The 25,265-nt window shown below is 46.4% G+C and carries 19 protein-coding genes; 10 read left to right on the top strand and 9 right to left on the bottom strand.

Features of this window, described 5'->3' with window-relative positions:
• The first annotated feature begins 47 nt into the window (after nucleotides 1-47).
• Nucleotides 48-917, top strand: a complete 870-nt coding sequence (gene pdxY / locus L3V32_RS13460) for a pyridoxal kinase PdxY (RefSeq protein WP_065646148.1) — start codon at nucleotides 48-50, stop codon at nucleotides 915-917.
• Nucleotides 918-989: 72 nt separating this feature from the next.
• Here the strand turns inward: pdxY and sstT are convergent, their stop codons facing one another.
• The 7 genes from sstT to malT all read right to left on the bottom strand — a co-directional run bounded on the left by sstT (nucleotide 990) and on the right by malT (nucleotide 9,723).
• A complete protein-coding gene (sstT, locus tag L3V32_RS13455) occupies nucleotides 990-2,207 on the bottom strand; it encodes a serine/threonine transporter SstT (protein ID WP_005396770.1) in 1,218 nt (405 codons plus the stop codon).
• A gap of 357 nt (nucleotides 2,208-2,564) precedes the next feature.
• A complete protein-coding gene (gene rsgA, locus L3V32_RS13450; RefSeq protein WP_237284489.1) occupies nucleotides 2,565-3,641 on the bottom strand; it encodes a ribosome small subunit-dependent GTPase A in 1,077 nt (358 codons plus the stop codon).
• Between the two features lie 275 nt (nucleotides 3,642-3,916).
• Nucleotides 3,917-4,225 carry a PTS transporter subunit EIIB gene (locus L3V32_RS13445; RefSeq protein WP_237284488.1) on the bottom strand — a complete coding sequence of 103 codons (309 nt, stop codon included), beginning with the start codon at nucleotides 4,223-4,225 and terminating at the stop codon, nucleotides 3,917-3,919.
• Nucleotides 4,215-4,829, bottom strand: coding sequence for an SCO family protein (locus L3V32_RS13440; protein WP_006740812.1), 615 nt, complete (start codon nucleotides 4,827-4,829; stop codon nucleotides 4,215-4,217). Before L3V32_RS13440 ends, L3V32_RS13445 begins: the two co-directional genes overlap by 11 nt.
• Nucleotides 4,830-4,838: 9 nt before the next feature.
• Nucleotides 4,839-5,264 (bottom strand): hypothetical protein, encoded by a 426-nt coding sequence (locus L3V32_RS13435; protein ID WP_237284487.1) that lies wholly within the window; start codon nucleotides 5,262-5,264, stop codon nucleotides 4,839-4,841.
• A gap of 251 nt (nucleotides 5,265-5,515) precedes the next feature.
• On the bottom strand, nucleotides 5,516-6,433 hold the full coding sequence (locus tag L3V32_RS13430; protein ID WP_193447813.1) for a DUF368 domain-containing protein: 918 nt from the start codon (nucleotides 6,431-6,433) through the stop codon (nucleotides 5,516-5,518).
• 581 nt (nucleotides 6,434-7,014) lie between these two features.
• A complete protein-coding gene (malT, locus tag L3V32_RS13425; RefSeq protein ID WP_005396763.1) occupies nucleotides 7,015-9,723 on the bottom strand; it encodes an HTH-type transcriptional regulator MalT in 2,709 nt (902 codons plus the stop codon).
• 734 nt (nucleotides 9,724-10,457) lie between these two features.
• Here malT and L3V32_RS13420 point away from each other — a divergent pair.
• The 5 genes from L3V32_RS13420 (at nucleotide 10,458) to L3V32_RS13400 (ending at nucleotide 20,758) form a co-directional block, all read left to right on the top strand.
• On the top strand, nucleotides 10,458-12,911 hold the full coding sequence (locus L3V32_RS13420) for a glycogen/starch/alpha-glucan phosphorylase (RefSeq protein WP_237284486.1): 2,454 nt from the start codon (nucleotides 10,458-10,460) through the stop codon (nucleotides 12,909-12,911).
• A 117-nt stretch (nucleotides 12,912-13,028) separates the two neighbouring features.
• A complete protein-coding gene (malQ, locus tag L3V32_RS13415) occupies nucleotides 13,029-15,209 on the top strand; it encodes a 4-alpha-glucanotransferase (RefSeq protein ID WP_005396760.1) in 2,181 nt (726 codons plus the stop codon).
• A gap of 231 nt (nucleotides 15,210-15,440) precedes the next feature.
• Nucleotides 15,441-17,687: a 1,4-alpha-glucan branching protein GlgB gene (glgB, locus tag L3V32_RS13410; RefSeq protein WP_237284485.1), complete on the top strand. Its 2,247-nt coding sequence runs from the start codon at nucleotides 15,441-15,443 to the stop codon at nucleotides 17,685-17,687.
• Nucleotides 17,688-17,839: 152 nt separating this feature from the next.
• On the top strand, nucleotides 17,840-18,517 hold the full coding sequence (gene mtgA, locus L3V32_RS13405; protein WP_237284484.1) for a monofunctional biosynthetic peptidoglycan transglycosylase: 678 nt from the start codon (nucleotides 17,840-17,842) through the stop codon (nucleotides 18,515-18,517).
• Nucleotides 18,518-18,697: 180 nt separating this feature from the next.
• On the top strand, nucleotides 18,698-20,758 hold the full coding sequence (locus L3V32_RS13400; RefSeq protein WP_237284483.1) for an alpha-amylase: 2,061 nt from the start codon (nucleotides 18,698-18,700) through the stop codon (nucleotides 20,756-20,758).
• A 67-nt stretch (nucleotides 20,759-20,825) separates the two neighbouring features.
• Here L3V32_RS13400 and L3V32_RS13395 read toward each other — a convergent pair whose 3' ends face one another.
• Nucleotides 20,826-21,542, bottom strand: coding sequence for a DsbA family protein (locus L3V32_RS13395; RefSeq protein ID WP_150917523.1), 717 nt, complete (start codon nucleotides 21,540-21,542; stop codon nucleotides 20,826-20,828).
• 96 nt (nucleotides 21,543-21,638) lie between these two features.
• On the bottom strand, nucleotides 21,639-21,926 hold the full coding sequence (locus L3V32_RS13390; protein ID WP_084742283.1) for a hypothetical protein: 288 nt from the start codon (nucleotides 21,924-21,926) through the stop codon (nucleotides 21,639-21,641).
• 448 nt (nucleotides 21,927-22,374) lie between these two features.
• Here L3V32_RS13390 and L3V32_RS13385 point away from each other — a divergent pair, with 448 nt between their 5' ends.
• The 4 genes from L3V32_RS13385 to L3V32_RS13370 all read left to right on the top strand — a co-directional run bounded on the left by L3V32_RS13385 (nucleotide 22,375) and on the right by L3V32_RS13370 (nucleotide 25,259).
• Complete coding sequence (locus L3V32_RS13385) at nucleotides 22,375-23,112, top strand: nucleoside recognition domain-containing protein (protein WP_237284481.1); 738 nt, start codon at nucleotides 22,375-22,377, stop codon at nucleotides 23,110-23,112.
• On the top strand, nucleotides 23,112-23,579 hold the full coding sequence (locus tag L3V32_RS13380) for a YjiG family protein (RefSeq protein WP_005458317.1): 468 nt from the start codon (nucleotides 23,112-23,114) through the stop codon (nucleotides 23,577-23,579). Before L3V32_RS13385 ends, L3V32_RS13380 begins: the two co-directional genes overlap by 1 nt.
• A 9-nt stretch (nucleotides 23,580-23,588) precedes the next feature.
• A complete protein-coding gene (locus L3V32_RS13375; protein ID WP_237284480.1) occupies nucleotides 23,589-24,713 on the top strand; it encodes a M20 family metallopeptidase in 1,125 nt (374 codons plus the stop codon).
• Between the two features lie 171 nt (nucleotides 24,714-24,884).
• The gene (locus tag L3V32_RS13370) at nucleotides 24,885-25,259 is read left to right on the top strand and encodes a YkvA family protein (RefSeq protein ID WP_140348663.1); all 375 of its coding nucleotides are present in this window, start codon (nucleotides 24,885-24,887) and stop codon (nucleotides 25,257-25,259) included.
• The last annotated feature ends 6 nt before the right edge of the window (nucleotides 25,260-25,265 follow it).

Below are 25,265 nucleotides of genomic sequence, written 5' to 3'. Positions count from 1 at the left end.
GCCGCTGTCTTTGAACTATCGATAACAACAATAAGAGGTAAGGTACTATGCAAGGTATCCTCTCTATACAATCTCATGTTTCTTTTGGTCATGCTGGTAACAGCAGTGCCGTTTTCCCAATGCAACGCATGGGCTTCGAAGTATGGCCGATTCATACCGTTCAATTTTCTAACCACACGCAGTATCAAGAAGGCTGGACTGGGCGAGCGTTTGCGGCTGAAGACATCAGCGAGTTAGTTCGTGGTCTTGGAAACATCGGTGCATTGGAAAAATGCCAAGCGGTGTTGACGGGCTACCAAGGCAGCGCAGAGCAGTGCCTTGCTGTTGAAGAAACCGTGACGAAGGTGAAGCAAGCGAACCCGAACGCACTTTATGTTTGCGACCCTGTGATGGGCGCGCCAGACAAAGGCTGTATTGTGGCGCCGGGTATTGCAGAAAACTTGTTAAACCGTCTGATGCCAATGGCAGATGTGATCGTGCCTAACCAGTTCGAGCTAAGCCAATTTGCAGAGATGGAAATCCACTCGTTAGACGATGCGATCACGGCATGCCAACGTGCACTAGCGAAAGGTCCAAAAATAGTGCTAGTGAAGCACCTTTACTGCCTAGAGAATGGCAGCTTCAACATGTTACTGGCAACGCAAGAAGGCATTTACTTAGCGAAGCGCCCTCAGTTTGAGTTTGTCAAACAACCTGTGGGTGTAGGCGACCTTATTTCGGCGATCTTCACCGCTGGATTATTGAAGGGTTGGTCTCCTAAACAAGCTTTCCAACACTGCCATGACGCGTGTTACGGGGTATTAAGCGCCACTTACCATGCAGGGGAGTGGGAGCTGCAAACTATCGCGGCACAGCAAGAGTTTGTTGAGCCAAGTAAGCATTTCTCAATTGAAGAGGTTGCTCTGGCCACCGCGTAATTGAGCGCAAATAATTAGTATATAAAAAAGGGGAGCCATCATCGGCTCCCCTTTCTATTTATTCTGTCAGTCTTACTGAGCTTTTTGCTGTTCTGATTTACAAACTGCTGCTGTGAAGACAACGTCTGTTGAACTGTTTAGTGCAGTTTCAGCAGAGTCTTGGATCACGCCGATGATGAAGCCAACCGCTACAACCTGCATTGCTACGTCGTTTGAGATACCAAACAGACCACACGCAAGTGGGATAAGTAGTAGCGAGCCACCTGCAACACCTGATGCGCCACATGCAGAAACCGCAGCCACAATACTGAGCAGTAGCGCAGTCAGTAGATCAACTTCAATACCCATAGTGTGCACAGCTGCAAGCGTTAGCGTTGTGATAGTGATTGCAGCACCAGCCATGTTAATGGTCGCACCTAGTGGGATAGATACTGAGTACGTATCTTCGTCCAGTTTTAGCTTCTCACATAATGCCATGTTTACTGGGATATTCGCCGCACTTGAACGAGTGAAGAACGCGGTTACACCACTTTCACGTAGGCAACGGAATACAAGTGGGTAAGGGTTTTGCTTAGTTTTAACGAACACGATCGCCGGGTTTACAACGAGTGCGATGATCATCATTGCGCCAAGAAGAACCGCCAGAAGGTGTGCGTAGCTTGCTAGTGCGCTAAAGCCTGTTGTTGCGAACGTTGAAGCAACCAGACCAAAGATACCAAATGGTGCAAGACGAATGATAAAGCGAACAATGTGAGACACGCTGTGGCTGAGATCTTCAAACACGGCTTTCGTTGTTGCAGATGCGTGGTGTAGCGCAAGACCCAGACCCACACCCCAAGCAAGAATGCCAATGTAGTTTGCTTCTACTAGTGCATTTACTGGGTTGTCGACCAGTTTAAACAACAGTGTGCGCAGAATTTCAGCAATACCTTGAGGCGGCGTTGCACCTTCAGCGCCGGTGACAAGCGTTAAATTGGTCGGGAAAAGGAAGCTTAGAACCACTGCTGATAGCGCCGCGAAGAACGTACCCATCAGGTACAGTACAACGATTGGACGCATGTACGTGTGCTGGTTTTTCTTTTGGTTCGCAATTGAAGCGGCAACCAAAATAAACACAAGGATTGGCGCGATCGCTTTAAGAGCACCAACAAAAAGGCTACCAATTAATCCTGCACTTTCGGCATGGCTTGGGGAAATTGTGGCGAGCAAAATACCAAAGACAATACCGACAAGGATCTGGACGACGAGGTTACCACGAGCAAATCGGGCAACGAGGCTGTTGTGTTGCATACATCATTCCTGCAATTTTATGCCAGAGCGAGCAGGGCAATAGTCCATCATTACACGGCGATAATGCCCTTGTATTGCAAGGGGTGAGCATTGCTTCTGGTCACTAAGACACATGATTATCAATTATCCTGTTTTTATAAATTCAGCCATTTTCTTGCTGAATATCACATATCTTAGCTTGGTAATATTTTGTGTCTAGTTTTAGTTTGTTTTTGGATTAAATGTTTGCTCAATGTTATTTAAATAGGATTTTTATGTTGAAAATTATCATTAGTTATGAGTAATGGTTTTTAATAAAGTTGTTAAAAAGGAGACTTTCGTCTCCTTTGATTTTATTGACAACTCAAACGTAACAAATCAATAACTTTGTTGGCGCCTGCGCTTATCACTCATGGCATTTCGAGTGAGTTTCCCGAACTGTCGACTTTGAGCTCGTTGTTCTGTCAAAGTCGCGCCGTTAAAGGCTTGTTCTCGCAATAGTTTTTGATAGTTATTGAAACGACGAACCTCCAGTTTGCCATTTTCAATCGCAGCTTGAACTGCGCAACCCGGCTCAGTTTGATGCTGGCAATCACCAAAGCGACAACGCTGAGCGAGAACCTCAATGTCAGAAAATGCCTCACTGACGCCCACTTCGCAGTCTGCTAGTTGAAGCTCGCGCATTCCCGGAGTATCAATCAAGATGCCGCCATCAGGTAATAGATGGATAGAGCGCGATGTGGTTGTATGTCGCCCTTTGCTATCGTCTTCACGAATATGCCCAGTCGCCTGTTCTTGCTGCCCGAGTAATGCATTCACAAGAGTTGATTTGCCAACGCCTGAAGAACCGATAAAAGCGACGGTTTGCCCCTCATTACACCAACTCATGAGCTTAGAAGTACTTTCTGCATCTAAGCCGTTGACCGTCTCAATGACTAGCAGAGGGTCTAGCTTCTGTACTTGGCTTTTGAGTTCATTGACGTCGTCACACAAATCGGCTTTGGAAAGGACGATGACGGGTTCGACTTCGGCTTCATGAGCCAAGGCGAGATAGCGTTCAATACGACTTAAATTGAAGTCGTCGTTAAGGGAACAGACGATAAAAACGGTATCCACATTTGCGGCGATGAGTTGCTCTGCCACTTTGCTGCCCGCTGCTTTGCGGCTAAAGAGGCTCAAGCGATCCAGTAAGCGAACAAATTGCTGATCGTCATTTAAGATAACCCAGTCTCCGACGGTCATATTGGGTAGAGAGTGGTGGGCATTGAGGTGGACTTGCCCCGTTTCTGTCGCCAATAGGTAACCACTTCGGTGATGCGCAATCACACGTGCAAAGATAGTGTCGTCGTAATCGTCTAGTGTCAGTTGTTGCTGAAAAAATGGTTTCCAACCCAATCGTTTTAGTGGGTTTGAAGTTGAAATTAATGTGTCACAAAAAGTATGTGTTTGATTCATTGTTGAATTATCCCAGACGCAAAAAAGCGCCTTAATACAAATCGCATTAGGGTCTAATTCGGATAGAGTTGACCCCGGTGAAGACCGGGCAGAGAAGGGGAGTCGTGGCTATGCCACGTAATTGGTGCGGTTAGGGTTACCCTTGCGATGCCCAGTTAGTGTTATTCAATACAATCATCATGTGTCCTCTTCGTTGGTTAATAAATAAGTGAATTAATTAAGCCAAGAGAGTATAGCCGCCCTTTTTCTTAGAGGGTAGCTATACTGCGAAAATATTAGCTTTGTTTGTTGATGCGCTCTTCCATTATCTGCGAATACGTGTTGGCTTTTAAGCCGTATATGATTTGGACATGACGCTCATCCAGTATCACGACGCCATGTGCGCCATGATTTTTGAGTGCATTTTTATCTATGATGGACGTCGTTCTGAGGGTAAGACGCAGCCGAGTCGCGCATGCTCCAGTTTCTAGCAGGTTTTCTATCCCCCCAATGGCGTCAATGATCGTATCGACGTCTTGTTCGACATTGGGGTTGGTTTGAGTTAGGAAAATGAAAAACTGTTTCAGCACTGACTTAACTGTCATTTGAGGAGCCTTCAGTCGTCAGTTTTGAAATGGCTTCAACAATCGGTGCCGGCGAGAGTGTATGCGGTACCTTGGTGATTAACGTGCCATCCGGCTTCAAGAAGTAAAAGTAAGAGCTGTGATCAAGCGTGTATTTGAGCTCCGAGCCTTCCAATTCGGTTTTTCGGAAAATAACACCATAGTTGTGTGCCAAAGGTGTGGTTACATCAAGCGGTGCCGATAGGCCTTCAATCATTGGATGGAAGTAATGGGCATATTTCGCCGAGGCATCGGCCTCATCACGCTCTGGATCTAAAGAAATGAACATTGGGCGCAGTTGTGCTTTTTGCGCTTCATCGATTTGATTCAGGGCTCCTGCCAGCATAGCAAGCGAAGTTGGGCAAACATCTGGGCAGCGAGTAAAACCAAAATAGACGACTCGAATGCGAGGGTCATTCACATCGAAGATATTGACGGCTTGGTTATTTTCCCCAAACAATACCGTTTGTTGAGAGGTGGAACTATCCACTTGCTCTGGCTTCGTTTTCTGATTATCTAAATAGCTTTTTACGCCAAACCCGAGGGCGAAAGCAACTACGAGAAATAGGGACCAATTGCGGCTCATAACGATTCCTTATCTTTGCATTTTTATAGCAGGGTAAACGGTATTCTCTCCATCACTGAGTTCACCAACCCAGGTCATGGCGTCTTGAGTGCAAACCGGCAGAATGATGTCACCTTGATATTGACCGGGAGTGACTTGCTTCAGTAAAAACTTGGGTTCTCCCATCTCCATTTCTCTTCCTGAAAGGCTTAGGACGAGTTGCTCAGCATCGCTTGTGTGCCACTCAACATTCAGAGTAGTAGGGACCAAGGGTTGAGCAGTATCTGCGTTGAGCGTCATCGTAACATTCTCTTGAACGCACGAGGCAGTAGAGAGAACGCAATACTCATCTATCGGTTTGATCGGAGTGGATGAAGAAAAGCTTTTTAGTAAAGTTGGGGCATAAAATCCCGCAACCAGTGCGGCTGAAACAACGGCGATTTGTAACACTTTCATTAAGGTTCAGCATTTATCACTTAACATTACCTGCATCGTAGCACAGAAGCGTCATTCGCCAACTCGTGGCCTAGATAAATTGTGCGTTGTGCCTCGATGCCAGAGATCAAAATAACCGCGCGGTGTAGGGGTTGTTGAATCAAGCCCATAAAGATTTTCAATTGCGATGATTTTCTCTTAGCCAACAAACAAAAACGAAGCCAATTGGCTCCGTTCTTGTTTGTTGATTCCGTATTGATTTGATACCGCAGTTACTTGTCTGAATCTGCAAATTTTTCGAGGCTCAAAACCAGCGCAATGGCAGCAAGCATCATCACAACGGCAAGCACTAACTGAGAAGGTTGTGATGTTACGTGTTCAAATTCAAATGGTGATAGGTTGTGCTGTAGCAAGGGCACTTGCTCACCCTTTGAATTGGTGCGCCAAGTGATGGTTTCTTTCCAAGGCCAAATCTTTGGCAACGTACCAATCATTAATCCAGTCAAAAACATCAGAGTGAAATCGCGGAACTTGCGTAGTAACCACGACAATAGATGCGAAAAGGACAGCAAACCAATCACACAACCTGACAAAAACAGCGCCAATGTATCGACTTGGAAACCTTTCACGGCGGCTAATACTGGCGCATACATCCCAATCAATAACAAGATAAAGCTGCCAGAGATGCCCGGTAAGATCATCGCGCAAATCGCGATAGCACCAGCGAACAATGTGTTAATAGCCGTTGGTTCCATGTGCAGAGGTTTAAGCACGGTGATGCTGTAAGCAAACCCGACACCAACAAGTAAAGTCACGAAGCGGATAAGATCACGTTGTTCAACCTGACGAATAATGTGATAGACCGATACCAAAATCAGACCAAAGAAAAATGACCAAAGTGGGATGGGGTGTGTGTCAAGAAGCCAAGTGATCAACTTTGCTAGCGTAGCAATGCTGGTGAAAATACCGGCAAACAGAGCGAGAAGGAAGAAACCGTTGATGTGATTAAAGGCGGCTTTAACCCCTTTTTTTCGCCAAATAGAGAAAAGTGATGGGTTAATGCGTCGAATGCTCTCAAGCAGCGTATCGTAAATGCCGGTGATAAACGCGATGGTGCCGCCTGATACGCCAGGAACAACATCTGCTGCTCCCATGGCGATTCCTTTGAAGAAAGTAATTAAGTAGTTCATTGCTCTAATGCTAAGTCGTTTCGATGGCACAGAGTATACAAACATTGCGACGAAAAAAGTATGAAATAGTGCTGTAGCTACTGGGTTTTATATCCAAGTAATTGCTTATTTTTGTTACAGGTTATGAGGTGATGCAAATACAACGATATCTTAATATTTGGTTTACATTATTGAGATGATTAACTGTACTATCAATGGCTACGTTTATTGCATTATGCAAATGCAATTTGATAATTGAATTTGCGTTTTGCTATATTTTATATAGACAAATTCACTTTATATGAGATCCTGTGCCCAAAAATAAGTCTTTGCATTTTGGCATGATTAATGCATAATACTGCTCGACCCTTCTTAAGCCGAGGGTCACCTAGCCAACTGACGTTGTTAGTGAATACAATTTGTTCACACTAAATATAAGCCAATCGCGATTATTGCGGTTGGCTATTTTTTTATATGAACAACGTTACTTACGTGCTTTGCAAATTGCACTTCCCTCGTTCTAGACTCATAAAAAAAGGGCTGACGCATCACGCCAAGCCCTTGTATTTCACTTTAGGTTTTAATCTGTTTTCTTGAGCTGATCAGTACCCCATCAACTGGAGTAAATTTTCAGCTGTCACAATGGCCTCTTTACGATTGGCGATATTGAGCTTTTGGTACAAGTTGCGAATGTGGGTTTTAATCGTGGTGCCTGCCACATCAAGCTCTTGCGCGATTTGCTCATTACTGAAACCAGAATAAATCAAACCAAGCACCTGCCACTCACGTTGAGTTAGTGGGCTTGTGCGAACCAGTTCCGGTACGTTAGGGTGGTTTACCAGCTTCTCAATGAAGTCTTCATCAAAGTGAATAGAGCGGCTGCGCTGATTGGACGAAATATCCTTCATCAATTGTTGAGCGCGGTGACGTTCTAGATCGCCTAGCTCATGGCGTAGGCTTAACTTCTCCAGTAGCCCGCCAATGGTGGCGCCATCAATGAGGAAATTACCTACCATCCCCGTCTGGTTTGTCATCACTAACGCTTCTTTTAGCAAAGCTTTTGCTTGCTCTTCGTCTTTTTGACGAGCAGCAAACACCGCTTCGACCACTAAGTTGCGATTAGTATCTGTGATCAGGTTGGTTCGACGAGCTTCACTTTGGAGGAAATCCAATGCTGCGCGCGCTTCGGTATATTGACCTAAGTTGATGTGTGCGCGTGCAATGTTACGCCATTGCAATTGTGAAAAGTGGTTGCATGCCGATTCAGGACGAACCGCAGTGTTGAGCCATTCTTGCATTGCATCGGTGTTACCGCGCGCTTGCCAAAATAGGATCAACGATAGTGAAGCGTTTGCTGTCCAATCTACGTGGTAAGTCGACTGCTTCATCAAATGTTGAATGTGCTCAATGAATTTACCGGCTTTGTCTAGCTCGCCACGGCCAACCGCAATACGCGCCAGCATCGAGTAGCTGTGTAAGTGCTTACTTGGCGAATGGTTTTCGAGAATTTGTAGACCTCGGTAGGCACACTCCTCTGCTTCATCAAGTCGGTTCCAGCACCAAAGCACTTGCGCACGAATACGCAGCAAAAACTCGTGCAGAGGAACATGTTGAAGTTGCTGATCTTCAATCAAACGGAATGCGGAATCTTGCAGCTCAAAGGCGGCTTGTACGTAACCTTGCGCAATCAAAATCTCGCTTTGTTGTAAAATCGCCCATAACGCTTGGTGGTAAACTTGGTACTGACGAGCCAGCTTCTCGGTTTGTTGCATCATCGGTAACGCGCGGTCGAGTTTACCTAGCACGTGGTTAACTTCGCCAACAACCGAAGTTGCCACAATGCGGCTACGGTAAATCGTGTTATCAAGTTGGCTAAGTGCTAGCTCCGCTAATTCGAGTGCTTTCTCTGGCTGGTTGCTGTTGATAGCCACTTGAGCAAGCAGCGCGTTTGCTTGACCTTGATAATGAATATCTAACTCAATGTTACGCTTTTTATGCTCTTCTTCCGCTTCTTCAAGCAGGTGGCCTACTTGGTTATAACGGTGCTGACTTTGAGCCAACCAAGCTCGGAGCATCGTAAGTTTTGGGTGGCTGAACAGAAGCTCAGCATCCAACTTATTAATTGAGCTCTCCAGCGTGCTGAGCTCGCCTTGGTTAAACATCTTCCAGCCGAATTCGTTTAGAATTTCTACCACCAAATCTTTATCGTTCGACTTTTGTGCATGGTGAATCGCTTGGTGCGGTGCTTTTTGTTGTAACCAGGCAACAGCTGCATTGCGGTGGAGGTCTTTTTCTTGCTGGGGAATACGCGCTTGGCGCTCATGAGACAAAAACTCGCCAAATAAGTTATGGAATCGGAACCAGTTTTGCTCCCCTTCAAGTGGGTAGATGAATAAGCCGTAGCGGTTTAATGATTCGATCAAACCAAGCGCATCTTCGCGTTGGGTGAGGGCAAACACCAACTCATCATTGAAGTGGTCAAGCACGGAAACTTGCATCAAGAAATGACGAGTTTCGTGATCGAGCAAGTCGAATACTTCTTCGACTAGATAATCCCACAAATGCGCGTGATTGAACTGCGATACCGACTCTACGGTTTGTGCCAATGTACGGTTTTGATGTTGCGCTTGTAACGCGATCAACTGCATCGCCGATGGCCAACCTTCCACATAGGTTCTGAGGCTGTTTGCCATGTCTTCGTCGATGCCATCGGCAATACGCTGATTAAAGAAGCGAGTTGTTTCTTCGGTATCGAACGCCAACATCTCGTTGCCGATTTCGATCATTAAATCACGAACACGTAAGTTTGCAGTACCCAGAGGCGGCGCTGCACGACTTGTTACCACAACGGTGAGGTTGTCTGGCATGTGTTTTAAGAAGAAACGCATGGATTCATGGATTTCATCGTTGGTGATCAAGTGATAGTCATCTAGCACCACATAGCACTCTTGATGAAAATCAGCCATTTCCGCGAATACTTCGCTGAATAAAGAACGTAGAGAAGAGATCTGGCGTTTTTCCGCCAGTTTTTGTGCGTTAGAGCAACTGAAGTTGGTGGCTTTGTTTAATGCTTGAAGCAGGTAATTTACAAAGCGAAAGCCGTCGTTATCGCTGTCATCAATGCTGTACCAACCGACGTTTGGTTTATCGGATAGCCACTGCGCTGCCATGGTGGTTTTTCCGTAACCTGCTGGGGAGCGGAATAAAACCAATTTGTAGTAAGGCGCTTGCTGTAGTAAGTCCAACACTCGTGGGCGCACGATGGCATTGTGCAGGCGTCCTGGTCGAGTAAGCTTAGATGGAATCCACATTAGTAATTATGTCCTTATTTATGTATACCCAAGTGATTGCGACGTGATCATTTCAGTAAGGCCCCCTCGAAAGCTTCGTCTTACTGAATGATGCCATCAGCATCAAAAACTGCTTGAATGCGATTAATGTCGCCTCTTGTTGGGGCTTGCATCCGTCTGAAAAACCATTCCATACGGTCACTTAGATATAAAAGCTAGCGAAAACTAGAAATAACTCACACCGCCTAATTCTAGTTTGTATAAAAAGCGTACAATCCTGTGAGCCGTGTGGGATGTTACGACATCAGAAATGTCCGTTACTTTGATCCACTTCCTAATTCTCAAGGGTTGATGGATTTACCATCAACTACGCCCTTTATTTGTGATTATTGTCACTTAAATATCTTTTGTGTCGAGTGTATTAAGATCTCGTTGCACATCGATTATGAAAAATCTTTCCATGTTAACCAAGTTAATGTGACCAATATTGCAATTTTCACATCATCAGATGAGTGGGCTATAAAAAGCGTCATGAACGGGTTTTAACCTTTCTCATATTCCATTGTGATCAAAATCACTAAGAACTAGAGCAAAGTTCACTTTGTTGAGATTTGGATCACTAACCTAGCAATGGTACCCCCTCTACGCCCTCAGCCCTCCTCCTTCAAAGGAGGAGAATTAGGAGGATGTTTATTCACAGAGGTAAATGCACGATGTATGGCAGATGAATTACCAAAAGACGTGAGAATTTCGTAATGAAACCTACTCAACAAAAACAATTTGACAAGAAGTCGTTCCAAGAAAGCGTAAAGAAACACCTATCTGTAACTTACGCTCACACGATTGAAAACGCAGACAGCCGCGCTTGGTACCTAGCAATGGGTCATGCACTGGCTGAGTTCACTACTTTAGATTTGCTTGCTACTGAAGAAGATCCACGCATTAAAAGTGCGAAGAGCGTTAACTACCTTTCTCTAGAGTTCCTTATCGGTCGTTTGACGGGTAACAACCTAATCAGCATGGGTCTGTACGAACAAGTAACAGAAGCAATGGCTGAACTGGGTTACAACCTAACTGACCTGCTAGAAGAAGAACGTGACCCATCATTGGGTAACGGTGGTCTTGGTCGTCTAGCGGCATGTTTCATGGATTCATGTGCGGCGCAAGAATTCCCAACCGTCGGTTACGGCTTGCACTACGAATACGGTTTGTTCAAACAGTCTTTTAAAGATGGTCGCCAGCAAGAAGCACCTGACGCATGGCGTGGTGTAGAAGGTTACCCTTGGGAAATTGCTCGTCCAGAACTTGCTCAAGAGATCGGTTTCTACGGTCACGTTGAAGTAGTTAACGAGAACGGTAAAGAAGTTCGCAAATGGGTTCCTGGCATGTCTGTAAGAGCAATGCCTTGGGATCTACCAATCGTAGGTTACGAATCAGACACGGTTTACCCGCTACGTCTTTGGGAATGTCAGGCAATTGCACCATTCTCGCTAGCAAGTTTTAACAACGGTGACTACTTCGAAGCGCAGCACGCACTGATCGACGCGGGCAACATCACTAAAGTGCTTTACCCGAACGACAACCACGAGAAAGGTAAAACACTGCGTCTAATGCAACAGTACTTCCACTCAGCTGCGTCTGTACGTGACATCCTACGTCGCCACGAAGCAGCTGGCTACTCGCTAGCGGATCTACCGAAGCAAGAGACTATCCAGCTTAACGATACTCACCCAACGATTGCGATTCCTGAGCTAATGCGCATCCTGATGGACGAAAAAGGTCTAACTTGGGAAGCGGCTTGGGAAATCAGCTCTCAAACCTTCGCGTACACAAACCACACGCTACTTCCAGAAGCACTAGAGACATGGCCGGAGTCGCTAATTCAGCACCTACTACCACGTCACATGGAGATCATTTACGAGATCAACCACCGCTTCCTACAAGACGTACGTGCAATGTGGCCGGGTGATGTCGCAAAACAACAGAAGCTTTCTATCATCGAAGAAGGTTTCCACCGCATGGTTCGCATGGCAAACCTATGTGTAATTGGCTCTTACGCAGTAAACGGTGTAGCGGCACTTCACTCTGAATTGGTTAAGAAAGACCTATTCCCAGAGTTCCACGAAATGTACCCAACACGTCTACACAACGTAACGAACGGTATTACGCCACGTCGTTGGTTGAAGTTCTGTAACCCAGGTCTTTCTAAGCTAATCACAGAGAAAGTCGGTCCAGAATGGCCAGCGAAACTAGAGCAACTAGAAGGCATCGCTAAGTACGCCACTGACGAGAAATTCCAGAAAGAATTCATGGCAGTGAAGAAAGAGAACAAAGAACGCCTAGCTAACTGGGTGAAAGAGAACATGGGTATCGAACTCGATACTAATGCGATCTTCGATGTTCAAATCAAGCGTCTGCACGAGTACAAGCGTCAGCACTTAGACCTTCTACACGTACTGTCTCTGTACCATCGCATTATTAACGAACCAGACTTCGAATGTGTGCCTCGCGTTGTGTTCTTCGCAGCGAAAGCGGCACCGGGTTACCACCTAGCGAAAGAAATCATTTTCGCTATTAACAAAATTGCTGAGAAAGTGAACAGCGACCCTCGCATCGGCAACAAGCTGAAAGTGGTCTTCATTCCTGATTACCGCGTGAGCATGGCTGAAATTATTATTCCTGCGGCGGACGTATCACAACAAATTTCACTTGCGGGTAAAGAAGCATCAGGTACTGGTAACATGAAGATGGCGCTTAACGGTGCCCTAACGATCGGTACGATGGATGGTGCTAACGTTGAGATTCGTGAAGAAGTAGGCGATGAGAACATCTACATCTTCGGTCTAGACGTTGAAGGTGTGAAAGCGCTGAAAGCTCAAGGTTACAACCCATTTGATTACTACAATGCGGATCACCTACTCAAAGCGTCTATGGACCTACTACTGGGTGAAGAATTCACTCCAGGTCAACCAGGCTTACTGCGTGCAACGTACGACAGCCTACTAGATGGTGGTGATCCGTACTTATGTCTTGCGGACTTCGCATCTTACGTGAAAGCGCACGAAGACATGAGCGAACAATACAAAGACCAAGCTGGCTGGGCGAAGAAAGCCATTCTTAATACCGCCCTCGTCGGCAAGTTCACCTCAGATCGCTCAATTCGCGACTATGTGAACAACATCTGGAAACTAAAAGCGGTTCACCGTTAATAGAACAGAGTTAAGACCAAGGTAGCCAAGCGCTACCTTTGGTCATTTTCCAAAAGAAGTTATTGATAACAATAAAACCCTACATGGAAGGTGTTGGTATTACCTTCGGAGAAAGCGATGAAAGAACAAACAGCATTAAAGAAAGTCGCGGAAATGGCGAGATTGGCTGATAGCTATGTCAGTGCTTGGGGAGATGAGGCAAAAGTGTCTGAGGAGACGCTACGCCGCTTGCTCGCTTCGCTTGGCTACGATACTAGCAGCGATGAAAAACTATTGGCTTCTGCTGAAAAGAAACATAAAAAAGACGTACTAGCCCCTGTTCTTGTTTTACGCGACGGCGAACCAGTCGAAGTGGAACTAAACCTAGGTACGAGTGCTCGTGAGAGTGAATTCAGCTGGCGTTTAGAAACAGAACAAGGAGAGGTACTTGAAGGCTATCTTCAGTCCCAAATTGTTCGTGATGAGCGTGCTGAGGGTGGCCCTCTAGTGTTTGCATTGCCAAAGAACTTGGCTTGGGGTTATCACAAATTGATTGTCAGCCGTAAGCGTCGTAAAACGCCTTACGAGATGTCATTGATCATCACGCCGAAAGCGTGTTTCAAACAAGACGATCTAAACCAACATAAAAAGCTATGGGGTCCTAGTATCCAGCTTTACACATTGCGTACTCAGCACAACTGGGGTATCGGTGATTTTGGTGACCTAAAACAGTTGGTGAGCGATATCGCTTCTCGTGGCGGTGACTTCATTGGTTTGAACCCGATTCACTCACTGTTCCCAGCGAACCCAGAAGGCGCGAGCCCATACAGCCCGTCTTCTCGTCGTTGGTTGAATATCATGTACATCGACGTAAGTTCTGTACCTGAATTCGCACTGAGTGCTGAAGCTCAGCAACGTGTTGGCAGTGCAGAGTTTCAACAGCGTCTACAAAAAGCACGTGACTCTCATTGGGTGAACTACACAGAAGTTTCGCAACTGAAAATGAGCGTTCTTCCGCTGCTGTTTAGTGAGTTTAAAGCTCGCCATTTAGACAAAAACACCGACCGCGCTCGTGCATTCTTGGATTTTGTAGAAAAAGGCGGCGATAGCTTGTTACACCAAGCTGCATTCGATGCGCTTCATGCGGATTTACACGCAGAAGATTCAAACATGTGGGGTTGGCCTGTATTCCCTGAGAAATACCGCACATTCGACGCAGCCGGCACTCAGAAATACATCAAAGACAATCAAGACCGCGTTCACTTGTACATGTACCTTCAGTGGATCGCAGACGATCAAATCAAAGAAGCGCAGTCACTGGCAGAAGAAAAAGGCATGGCTGTGGGCTTGTACCGTGACCTTGCTGTCGGTGTTGCCGACTCAGGTAGTGAAACTTGGGCCGACGACGGTAACTTAGTGTTAGACGCAAGCATCGGTGCGCCGCCGGATGTACTTGGTCCTCTGGGTCAAAACTGGGGTCTGCCTCCGCTTAACCCTCAAGTTTTAGAAGCGACGGGTTACGACGCGTACATCAAGTTGTTACGTGCCAACATGAAGCACTGTGGTGCATTGCGTATCGACCACGTACTTGGTCTGCTTCGCCTTTGGTGGATTCCAAAAGGCGAGAAGGCGACAGAAGGTGCGTATCTGTACTACCCAGTGGAAGACATGCTAGCAATCTTAGCGCTTGAGTCGCACCGTCATCAGTGTTCTGTGATTGGTGAAGACTTAGGTACTGTGCCAGATGAAATCGTCGATATCCTACGCGATGCAGGTGTGCACTCATACAAAGTATTCTTCTTCGAAACTTCGAAAGAAGACGGTGGGTTCATTTCTCCGAAGCACTACGCAGAGCAATCGATGGCGGCACTGTGTACGCATGACATGCCAACCCTGCGTGGTTTCTGGCACTGCGATGATTTGAAAATGGGTCGTGAGATTGGCCTGTACCCAGATGAAAAACAGTTGGAAGGCTTATTTGCTGATCGCTTGAAGTGCAAGCAAGGTATCTTAGACAGCGTTCGCTGGCACGGCTATTTGCCAGAAGGCATTGGTCATGATGCTCAGTACGTACCGATGGACTCGTACCTAAGCGAAGCGCTGCAACTGCACGTAGCTGCGGGTGACTCTGCACTGCTTAGCGTTCAGCTTGAAGACTGGCTAGAAATGGATCAACCGGTCAACATTCCTGGCACGGTGGATGAGTATCCAAACTGGCGTCGTAAGTTGTCGATGAACCTAGATGAAATCTTCAGCCGTGAAGATGTGAATCGCATTTCCAAACGCCTCACTGAAGTTCGCGCACAGGCGAGCAAATAAGATGCGTAGAGTGACGTAGATGAATGAGCGGATTACCAATTTTGTTAGCTCAGAGGTACGAAAGTTCCGTCTAGGTCACTCATTCCGAAAACACAATCCGTTAGGATGAAGTACCGTTATTATGCCCGCGACAATAGCGGGCATTTTTTGTTTTTGACATCGCTTGATGCATACATGTTTTAAGCGAAGTCTTTTGTGAGTTCACAACGTTGGCTGTGGAGAAACCGATGTTTGATTCAGATTTCTGGTCTTGAAAAGGATATTGGCTCTAGGGAGAAAGATTTGAAAACCACCAAAACCAAGAAAATAAAGAAACAACACGAACGCGCATATGAACTGCTTGCTGAGGCGGCTTACTCAGACCCATTTTCGGCGTTGGGGCCATTCATTGATGATGGCGAAGGATCGCTGCGAGTGTGGATGCCGGGCGCAAACAAGGTTGAACTGCTTGTTAATGGCGAACCTCGCGTGGCGCTTGAGCGTGATGGTGACAGCGGTTTTATCTTAAAAGAACAACTCGATTTACACCTGACCCACTACCGTTTGGCGGTCGATTGGAATGGTGTTGAACAAATTATTGATGACCCGTACCAGTACCACAATATTTACCAAGAGTACGAGCATCTGCATACGCCCAAAGACATGTATCACTATATGGGCGCACACTTTGTCACGCTAGAACGTGGCGGTGAAAACATCTCCGGTGTTCGCTTCCTTGTCTACGCACCGCATGCATCGGCTGTTAGCCTTGTGGGTTGCTTCAACCAATGGGACGGTCGTCGTCACCCAATGCAACGTTTAGATTATGGCATTTGGGGCTTGTTCATTCCTGGCTTAGAAGAAGGCGTTCAGTACAAATTTGAGCTCAAAGGGCCAAATGGGGAAGGGCTGCCACACAAACAAGACCCTTGGGGTTTTTACTCTGAGCAGTACCCATCGTTCGCGTCCATTACTTACGATCACAAGCGTTACCAATGGCAAGATGCGAAATGGCAAAATCGCGCAGTGACGCAAAAGCGTGATGAAGCGTTATCATTTTATGAGCTGCATGCAGGGTCATGGAAGCGCAACGAGAAAGGCGATTTCCTCAACTACCGCGAACTCGCGGAGCAGTTGGTGCCATACCTTGTGGATATGGGCTACACCCACGTTGAGCTGATGCCTGTGTCTGAGCATCCATTCTACGGTTCATGGGGCTATCAACCCGTTGGCTTGTTTGCGCCAACCAGCCGTTTTGGCTCACCTGATGATTTCAAATTCTTCGTGGATGCGTGTCACCAAGCTGGTATCGGTGTAGTGCTGGATTGGGTTCCGGCGCATTTCCCATCGGATGATCACGGTTTAGCGAACTTTGATGGTACGCCTCTGTTCCACGACCCGGATCCGCGTCGCGGTTGGCACCAAGATTGGAACTCATACATCTACGATTTAGGCCGTGAACATGTGCGTCGCTTCCTTGTATCGAATGCGCTGTATTGGTTTGAACAATTCCATATTGATGGCATTCGCGTGGACGCAGTCGCATCGATGCTTTACCTCGACTACTCACGTAGCCACGATCAGTGGGTACCAAACGTCGACGGTGGTAACGAAAACTACGACGCAATCGCAACCTTAAAATGGATGAACGAAGAAGTGTACAAGCACTTCCCGAATGCGATGACGATTGCGGAAGAGTCAACGGCGTTTCCGGGCGTGTCTGCGCCAACTTTTATGGGTGGTTTAGGCTTTGGCTTCAAGTGGAATATGGGGTGGATGCACGACAGTCTTTCATACATCAAAGAAGATCCTGTTCACCGCAAATACCACCACAATACTATCACCTTCCCGCTGGTTTATGCGCACAGCGAAAACTACGTCTTGTCTCTCTCTCACGACGAGGTGGTGTACGGCAAAGGTTCTATCCATAACAAGATGCCGGGCGATGAATGGCAGCAAACCGCAAACCTACGTGCTTACTACGGTTACATGTATGGTCAACCGGGCAAAAAGCTGAACTTCATGGGCGCGGAAATCGGCCAAACGGCGGAGTGGAATCACGATGATCAGTTGCAATGGTTCTTGCTGGAATACGAACGTCATCAAGGCGTTCAAAAGCTGATGCGCGATTTGAACCACTTGTACCGCAATGAAGCGGCGATGCACGATCAAGATTGTGTTCCTGCTGGTTTTGAGTGGCGTCTACAAGACGAAGCGGATGCGAGCATCCTAGCGCACGAGCGTATCAGTAAAGATGGTGAGCGCATTCTGATCATCACCAACTTTACGCCCGTACCACACGAGCGTTTTCGTTTAGGCGTTCCAAATGCAGGTCAATACGAATTACTGCTGAACACGGACGACAGCAAATACGGCGGCAGCGATTTTAAAGTGCAGACCAGTGTGAAAACGGAAAAAGTCGAAAGTGAATCACTGCCTCAATCACTTGAGCTTCGTTTACCACCACTTTCAACCGTGTTCTACAAGCTGAACAAATAATTCAACTTAATCAAATTCTAAGCCCGTTTTACAATGTAAATCGGGCTTTTTTTTGACCTATTTTTTACCTCGAAAACTTGTTGTTCCTGATTGAATCAGGCAAGCTCGCTGGTTTGTTTATCATCAATCGCTAATGCATTGGGGAGCCACACATGTTGAAAAGGCTTAAGTCATTTCTATTTAAAATGGTGTTGATATTACTGATCGCCCCAGTCGTTTTGGTTGGTGTGGTGAAATATGTCGATCCGCCAATATGGGGATGGAAGTTAAGCCGCATTGTTGTGCCACCAAAGAACTATCCAGACAGCAGCCAACACGAATGGGTACCCTTCTCGCGTATTTCAAAAAATATGCAGTTAGCGGTGATTGCGACCGAAGACCAAAAATTCCCTCATCACTATGGATTGGACTTCGAATCGCTATTCGACGTGATTGCCGAGGCAGGTGACAATGGCCCGTCGAGAGGCGCGAGCACGATTACCCAACAAGCCGCGAAAAATGTGTTTTTGTTTCCTTCTCACTCCTACGCTCGCAAGGCTTACGAGCTTTACTTTGCTTTGCTGATGGAGCTGATGTGGAGTAAAGAGCGTATTCTCGAAGTGTATCTAAATGTGGTTGAATTTGGTCCCGGTATTTACGGTGCTGAAGCGGCGGCGCAGAATTATTTTGGTGTCAGTGCAAAGCAACTCTCGAAGTGGCAAGCAGCGCGTTTAGCCGTGGTGTTGCCAAACCCATATCGAATCAAAGTCTATCCACAAAGTGATTACACTGCTCGCCGCACAAGATGGGCGATGAATCAAATGAGCAATCTTGGCAGCGTGCAACTTTAACTCCCTCAATCTATTGCGCTTAAATAGAACTACGCCCCTATATCAATAAAATGTGAAGCGTCACGACCTTTGGGGCGTAGGCAGTTAGAATGATGTGTTCAGTTTCTTATCTAGGCACAATTAGTGTGAATAAAACTAATAAATGTGCATGGTTACCATGTGCTGCCAATGGACTGAACGATGAAACTGAACCTGATTACCACTACTTTACTGCTTGCGTCGGCAAGTGCCATCGCCGAGCCTAACATCACCATTTCTACCACGACCAACAGCCGTGACTTCCCGCTAAGTGCAGAGCAGTCTTTGGTTGTGCCTCTAACCAAAGACGGATACACGCTTAAAATCACGGGCGTTGAAGGTGATTGCGTTGCACCCGATGGTCAGAAAGTGAAGTTCAACAAACCTCTTGCGCTGAACTGCGGAAAACCAACGGAACTGCCGTTAAAAATCCGCTTTACCGGCGATTACTCTTTTGCTTTTGATGCAGAAGCCAAAACATTGCGTTTTAAGCGTGAACCTAAGAAAGCCGCCAAAACTGAATTCAAACGCCCAATCCCACAAGTGCAATGTGAGGTTTACCAAGGCGGTGAAGTGACGATCGATCTGGGGGATAGCTTTCCTGAAGGCACCAAGTTACGAGATGCTTATTCAGGTCAAATGGTTGAAGTGAAAGAACAGAAAGTATCACTGACGCCAAGTAAAGACTCTGGCGGCCTAGTGCTGCTAGAGCCTGTGCAGAAAACCAAAGAGGCGGTGCCATTTGATTACCGAAACGCGAACATTTACTTCGTGATGGTTGACCGTTTCAACAATGCTGATACGAGCAATGACAACAGCTATGGTCGCAAAAAAGACGGCAAAGAAGAGATCGGTACTTTCCACGGCGGTGACCTTAAAGGCGTGATTGAGAAACTGGATTACATTAAGAGCCTAGGTACAGACGCGATTTGGTTGTCGCCAATCGTTGAACAAGTGCACGGCTTTGTCGGTGGTGGCGATAGTGGCTCATTCCCGTTTTATGCTTACCACGGCTACTGGACGCGCGATTTCACCAAGATTGATGAGAACTTCGGTAACGAAGAAGATTTGAAAACGCTGGTGGAAGAGGCGCACAAACGTGGCCTCAAAGTCTTGATGGATGCAGTAATCAACCACACTGGTTACTCAACGTTAGCCGATTTGCAATTTGACGGTATTGAGGTGTTAAAGCCTAATGCCGATCTGCCCAAGAAATGGGGCGACTGGCAACCAAAAGCGGGTGAAAATTGGCATAGCTATCACCAGAATATTGATTATCAGAGTCCGAACTGGGCTAAATGGTGGGGCGGCGATTGGGTAAGAACCGGCTTGCCAGGTTACCCAGCTCCGGGCAGTAGCGACATTACGATGTCTCTTGCTGGCTTGCCAGATTTCATTACTGAATCCAATAAAGCAGTCACGCCGCCGCAATGGTTGTTGAATAACCCTGGCACTCGCGTAGAAGCTCGTGACAATTACACCGTCTCGGATTACTTGATTGAGTGGCAAACTGACTGGGTGAAACGCTTCGGCATTGATGGTTATCGCGTCGATACGGTGAAACACGTCGAAGGTGAAGTTTGGAAGCGTCTAAAAGAAGAAGCATCGAACAGCTTAGAGCAGTGGCGTAAAGAAAATGGCAAATCAGGTCAGCCGTTCTGGATGATGGGCGAAGTCTGGGGACACACCGCGTATCGCAGCCCTTATTTCGATGATGGTTTTGACGCGTTGATCAACTTCGATATGCAGAAGAAGCTAGACAAAGGCGCGGCGTGCTTTAGCCAAATGGCAGACACTTACCAAAGCTATGCGGAAACTATCGCGAACGAGAAAGACTTCAACCCAGTCAGTTACATGTCTTCTCACGATACGGAGTTGTTCTTCTCTCGCTTCAAAGACTACGGCATGCAGCGTAACGCCGCGAATGCACTGCTTCTGAGCCCAGGTGCGGTTCAGGTTTATTATGGTGATGAAGTAGGTCGTAACATTGGTCCTTACGCGGATGATTTCCACCAAGGCACACGTTCAGACATGGTTTGGAAACTATCGGATGAGAAGCAAGCGCTGCTCAAACATTGGCAAAGCCTTGGTCAGTTCCGTCAAGCACACCCTGCCATTGGCGCAGGTCAGCATCGAGTGATTGAACAGGAAGGTGCGTACGTTTTCTCTCGTTCGCTTGGCAATGACAAAGTCGTCGTGGCGTTTGTAGGACGTGATAAGTAACTAAACGCTCTTTATGTCGATAAATAAAAAGCCCTTCCTTGAGTTATCAAGGAAGGGCTTTGTTGTTTTAGTTCGCCAGTTCTTGGTCGATGACTTTTTCTAGCTCGTCAAACGGCACATAGCCAGGAATAACTTGATCATTAATGATCAACGCAGGCGTGCCGCGTAAACCAAGTTGCGTGAAATACTGATAGTTCTTATCAAGCAGTGCTTTGGTCTCTTTGTCGTCGACAAGCTGCGCTTCTGTCCCCGTTTTTTTCGCGATTTGTTTTAACGAACGTGCATCATGTGCGCCCGGTTTTTTCACCAGTAACTCATGCACTTGTTCGTACTTATCTCGCTGGTTTTGCCAAACATTTAATGCGTAACTTGCCGAGTTGTAGCCGTTTTTCTCGTATTGTTCTTTAAAAGAGACATTGAGGTTAAGCACTTTTATCTGCGGATATTCTTTGCCAACTTTGACCAGTTCTCCTTCTAAACGTTTACAAAAAGGGCAACTGTAGTCCGTTACGTTAATAATGGTTAACTCAGGGTTTTCAGCTCCAAAAGAGGAATGTTTGCCATCACTTAGATAGTGACGAACCTCCTTCAAGGTGTCGCCAAATGACTGTTGATACGCAATGTACTCTTGAAGGTTTTGGTGCAATGAATCAAGAATTTGAGGATTCTCTTTTAGTATCTGAGTAACTTCCCCTAGCTTTTGTTCTGCGGTCTTTTCTGATGCGAAAGATACGGCAGGTACGATAGCCATCGTTAACGTCAAAAGTGTACGAGTGAATGTCATAATATTTCCTAAAACTTTTAGATTTCGTTGTTTGTTATGTGAAGTGAATAAAATACGTACAAAAGTCAGGCGAGAAGATCTTTCGCCTTGCTAGGTTTATTCTCTAAACACGCAAAGTTTTAGGTGAACCCGATACTTTTCCGGTATCGGTTCTGTGTATTCCAGATAATGAATTGCTGTGGATGCCATCGGCAGCGCCACAATCAAAGCAAACAGAAAAAATGGAATAAGAATATGGTCCAACTGGTGTTGGTACGCTTGAACTAGCTTCTCTGAAAGGTCGCAAGATGGTGATAAATTCACACTTTCATCTTGCTGACTCTGTATTTGGTGAGCCTTAGGGCAGCTTTTCGAGAAGCCGGAATTTTGGCTTAAACATACCATCACCACCCAAAACACGAGGGCGAGTGTCCACTTGGCTATTTTAGGTTGTGAGCGTAACAATGGGCTGCCTAGTCCTGTTGATTCTGGTTTATGCCGTTTGAATATGACCGGACAATCCTAACCTAAATTTCATTATGGAATGTTACTTTCGAGTTAATCGATATCGCCTCAATGCCAAAGTATGAAGTACGTCATGAATGTTGTAGAAAGCAATATTCGTTGGAATCATTGGTCTGATTGATGAAGAAGTCCAGAGGTATCGATATAGATTAATATACCTAATTGTTAGCACAAATTTTTATTATCTTTCAAATGTGATTAAAATCATAAAACAAAACTTCATAACTGAGTCGCTAGAATGTTCGGCAGGCGGATTGATTTTGATCATCTCTCTAGCACATTATTCGAGTGAACATATGTGTCCTGTCCCACATGTGTAGGTAATGTTATGAAAAATCCTGTTCAAACCGAGCGCAAGGTTACGCTGGGGGGCTACGTTGCACTGGCGTTTGCGGTCGTCTTCTTTTCTGGTCTCATGCAATCGAACGAATGGTATGGCGTATTTGATTTCACCACGTTGAATGGCTCTTTCGGCAAGGTGGCTTATGGTGTCACCGAAACGGCTGACGGTGTGCAAGTTGCAACAACGTCGCTTCGTGGTACTGGTGGTAGCGGTGCACGTGACGGTTTCATTTTTGCACTTACTTTGATTCCTACCGTTATGTTCGCACTGGGTATGATCAATGTACTTGAGCACTATGGCGCACTAGAAGCAGCACGCAAACTGTTAACGCCGCTTCTTCGTCCAATTATGGGTATTCCGGGTAACTCTGGTTTGGCTCTTATCGCTTCGCTGCAAAGTACCGATGCAGGTGCGGCGATGACTCGTCAGCTTAAAGATGAAGGCCATCTTACCAAACGCGAAACCGATGTGTTCACTATGTTCCAGTTCACCGCTGGTGCCACCATTGTTAACTTTTTTTCCTCAGGGGCGGTGCTGTTTACGCTGACGATGGCGGATGGTTCGCTTGCCGTAACGTCTTCTATTGGTTTGGCGGTTGTGGTGATGTTCTTGTTTAAAATTGTGGGCGCGAACTTATTCCGTATCTACCTAAACATCACAGAAGGTAAAGAAGACAAGCAAGATCAAAACAAATCTGAGAACTTAAAAGAGGAGACGGCGTAATGAGTGACGTAAAAGTAAGTAAGCCGATGGTGACAGATATTTTCGTTGAAGGCGCTAAAAAAGGCTGGGTTATTGCGACAACATCAACTGTGCCTAACGTTCTTATGGCGTTTGTCATCATTAAAGCGTTGCAGATTACTGGCGCGTTGGATTTGATGGGCTCGGTATTTTCTCCAGTAATGGCAGTTTTTGGTTTGCCAGGTGAAGCGGCTGCGGTGCTGATTGGTGCTTGGATGTCGATGGGCGGCGCAGTTGGCGTGGTTATCACATTGTTTGACCAAGGCATCTTGAACGGAACGCACATTGCGATTCTTGCGCCTGCAATTTACCTAATGGGCTCACAGGTTCAGTACATGGGGCGAATTATGGGACCTATCGGTACTGAAGGTCGTTATATCCCAATTATGATTGCGATTTCCGTATTGAACGCATTTGGCGCAATGCTAGTCATGAACTTGTTTGTTTAGGGGGCAATCATGCAGTTTTCTCTCAATGAATATCTCGAAGAACTTCGTCCTCTCATCAATGTCGATTGTGGCACGTACACCACTGATGGCATTGAGTTCATCGCTTCTCAATTTGAAGGGAAGTACCAAGCGATGTCAGGTTGGAGCGTAAAACGCATCGACTGTGGCAGAGCGGGCATCGGTCTTGAAGTTCGAAACAAGCCTGAGGCTGAGCAAGTTGACGTGATGCTGATTGGTCACATGGATACCGTGTTCCCTGTCGGTACCGCTGGATTACGTCCTATGTCTCAAGACGCTGACAAAGCGTATGGTCCGGGTGTCTCGGACATGAAATCTGGCTTGCTGAATATTGTGTACGCGATGCGTAACCTCGACCAAGCGGTGTTGGATAAACTGTCGATTTGTATCTGCATGAACCCAGACGAAGAAACCGGATCGTTAGATTCGGTCGACTGGATTCAATCTGTTGCAAAAAACGCGAAAAACGTATTGGTGGCAGAAGCAGCACGCGCAGACGGCGGTTTAGTCAAAGCGCGCAAAGGCATGGCGCGTTACAAAATCACGTTTAATGGCATTGCAGCCCACGCGGGCAACGAGCCAGAAAATGGCCGCAGTGCAATTACCGAGATGGCGAACTGGATTCTCGCAATCAATGCTATGACGAACTTCGAATCTGGCACCACATTAAACGTGGGTATTGTGTCTGGCGGTAACAGCGCAAACATCGTCCCTGAGCACGCTGAAGCGATCGTGGATGTGCGTTTCTGGAGTAATGAAGAATACGATGATGTCGATAGCAAGCTAAACGGCATGCTGGAAACACCATTCGTTGATGGCGTTAGCATCGAGTTGGTTCGTGAAGCTTACAAACCTTCTATGGTGCCAAGCGCGCAAACCGAAAGCCTGATGGCATTAGTTGAAGACGCAGCAAGTGAACTGTCTATCGACATCAACTGGAAAGAAGTGGGTGGCGGCTCTGATGCAAACAATACGGCAATCCTTGGCGTTCCAACTTTGGATGGTCTAGGACCTATCGGTGCAGGTTTCCATAGCGATCAAGAGTATTTATTGCTTGAGTCTATCGAGCCACGAATCAAAATGCTGATGCGTGTACTGGAGAAGATTGCTCAATAAGGCATTCTCCTTCTAAAGCTTGGTTCTCAACATCACGATCCCCAGACTTCGGTTTGGGGATTTTTCTATCTGTGTTTTTGTTTCACTTTACTATCATTTCTTGTTATTAATCTTGCGTTCAGGTTCGATTTATTAATATGTTGGCCACAGTCATAAATTTCGGAGGCAACGATGACCACAACAATGTCTGTAAAATCGGCGCCGAAAGACGCCAAAGATCAAACGATGCAAGCGCCAGATGAGAAAACCTTCTGGCGCAAAATGAAAGGGTCGGTTAAGAAAGCGGGTGAAGAAATTGCCGTTATGGGTATCAAATCATGGCTCGCGATGACAGATTCCAACACCGCCGTTCGCCATAAGGCGATTTTAGGTGGCGCGTTGGCTTACTTTGTATTACCAACCGATATGGTGCCAGATGTGTTAGCAGGCGTCGGCTTTACCGATGACATGGCAGCGCTTACGTTAGCCGCTAACTCTGTCGGCAATGCCATCACTAAAGAACACGAAGAACGAGCCAGAGAAAAATTGAATTCGATGGCGGATTAAGTTGAA

The sequence above is a fragment of the Vibrio sp. J2-4 genome, assembly GCF_021728155.1.
GTDB classification, from domain to species: domain Bacteria; phylum Pseudomonadota; class Gammaproteobacteria; order Enterobacterales; family Vibrionaceae; genus Vibrio; species Vibrio diabolicus.
Note: the sequence above shows the minus strand (reverse complement) of the source record. Positions and strands in the feature narration are given on the sequence as shown.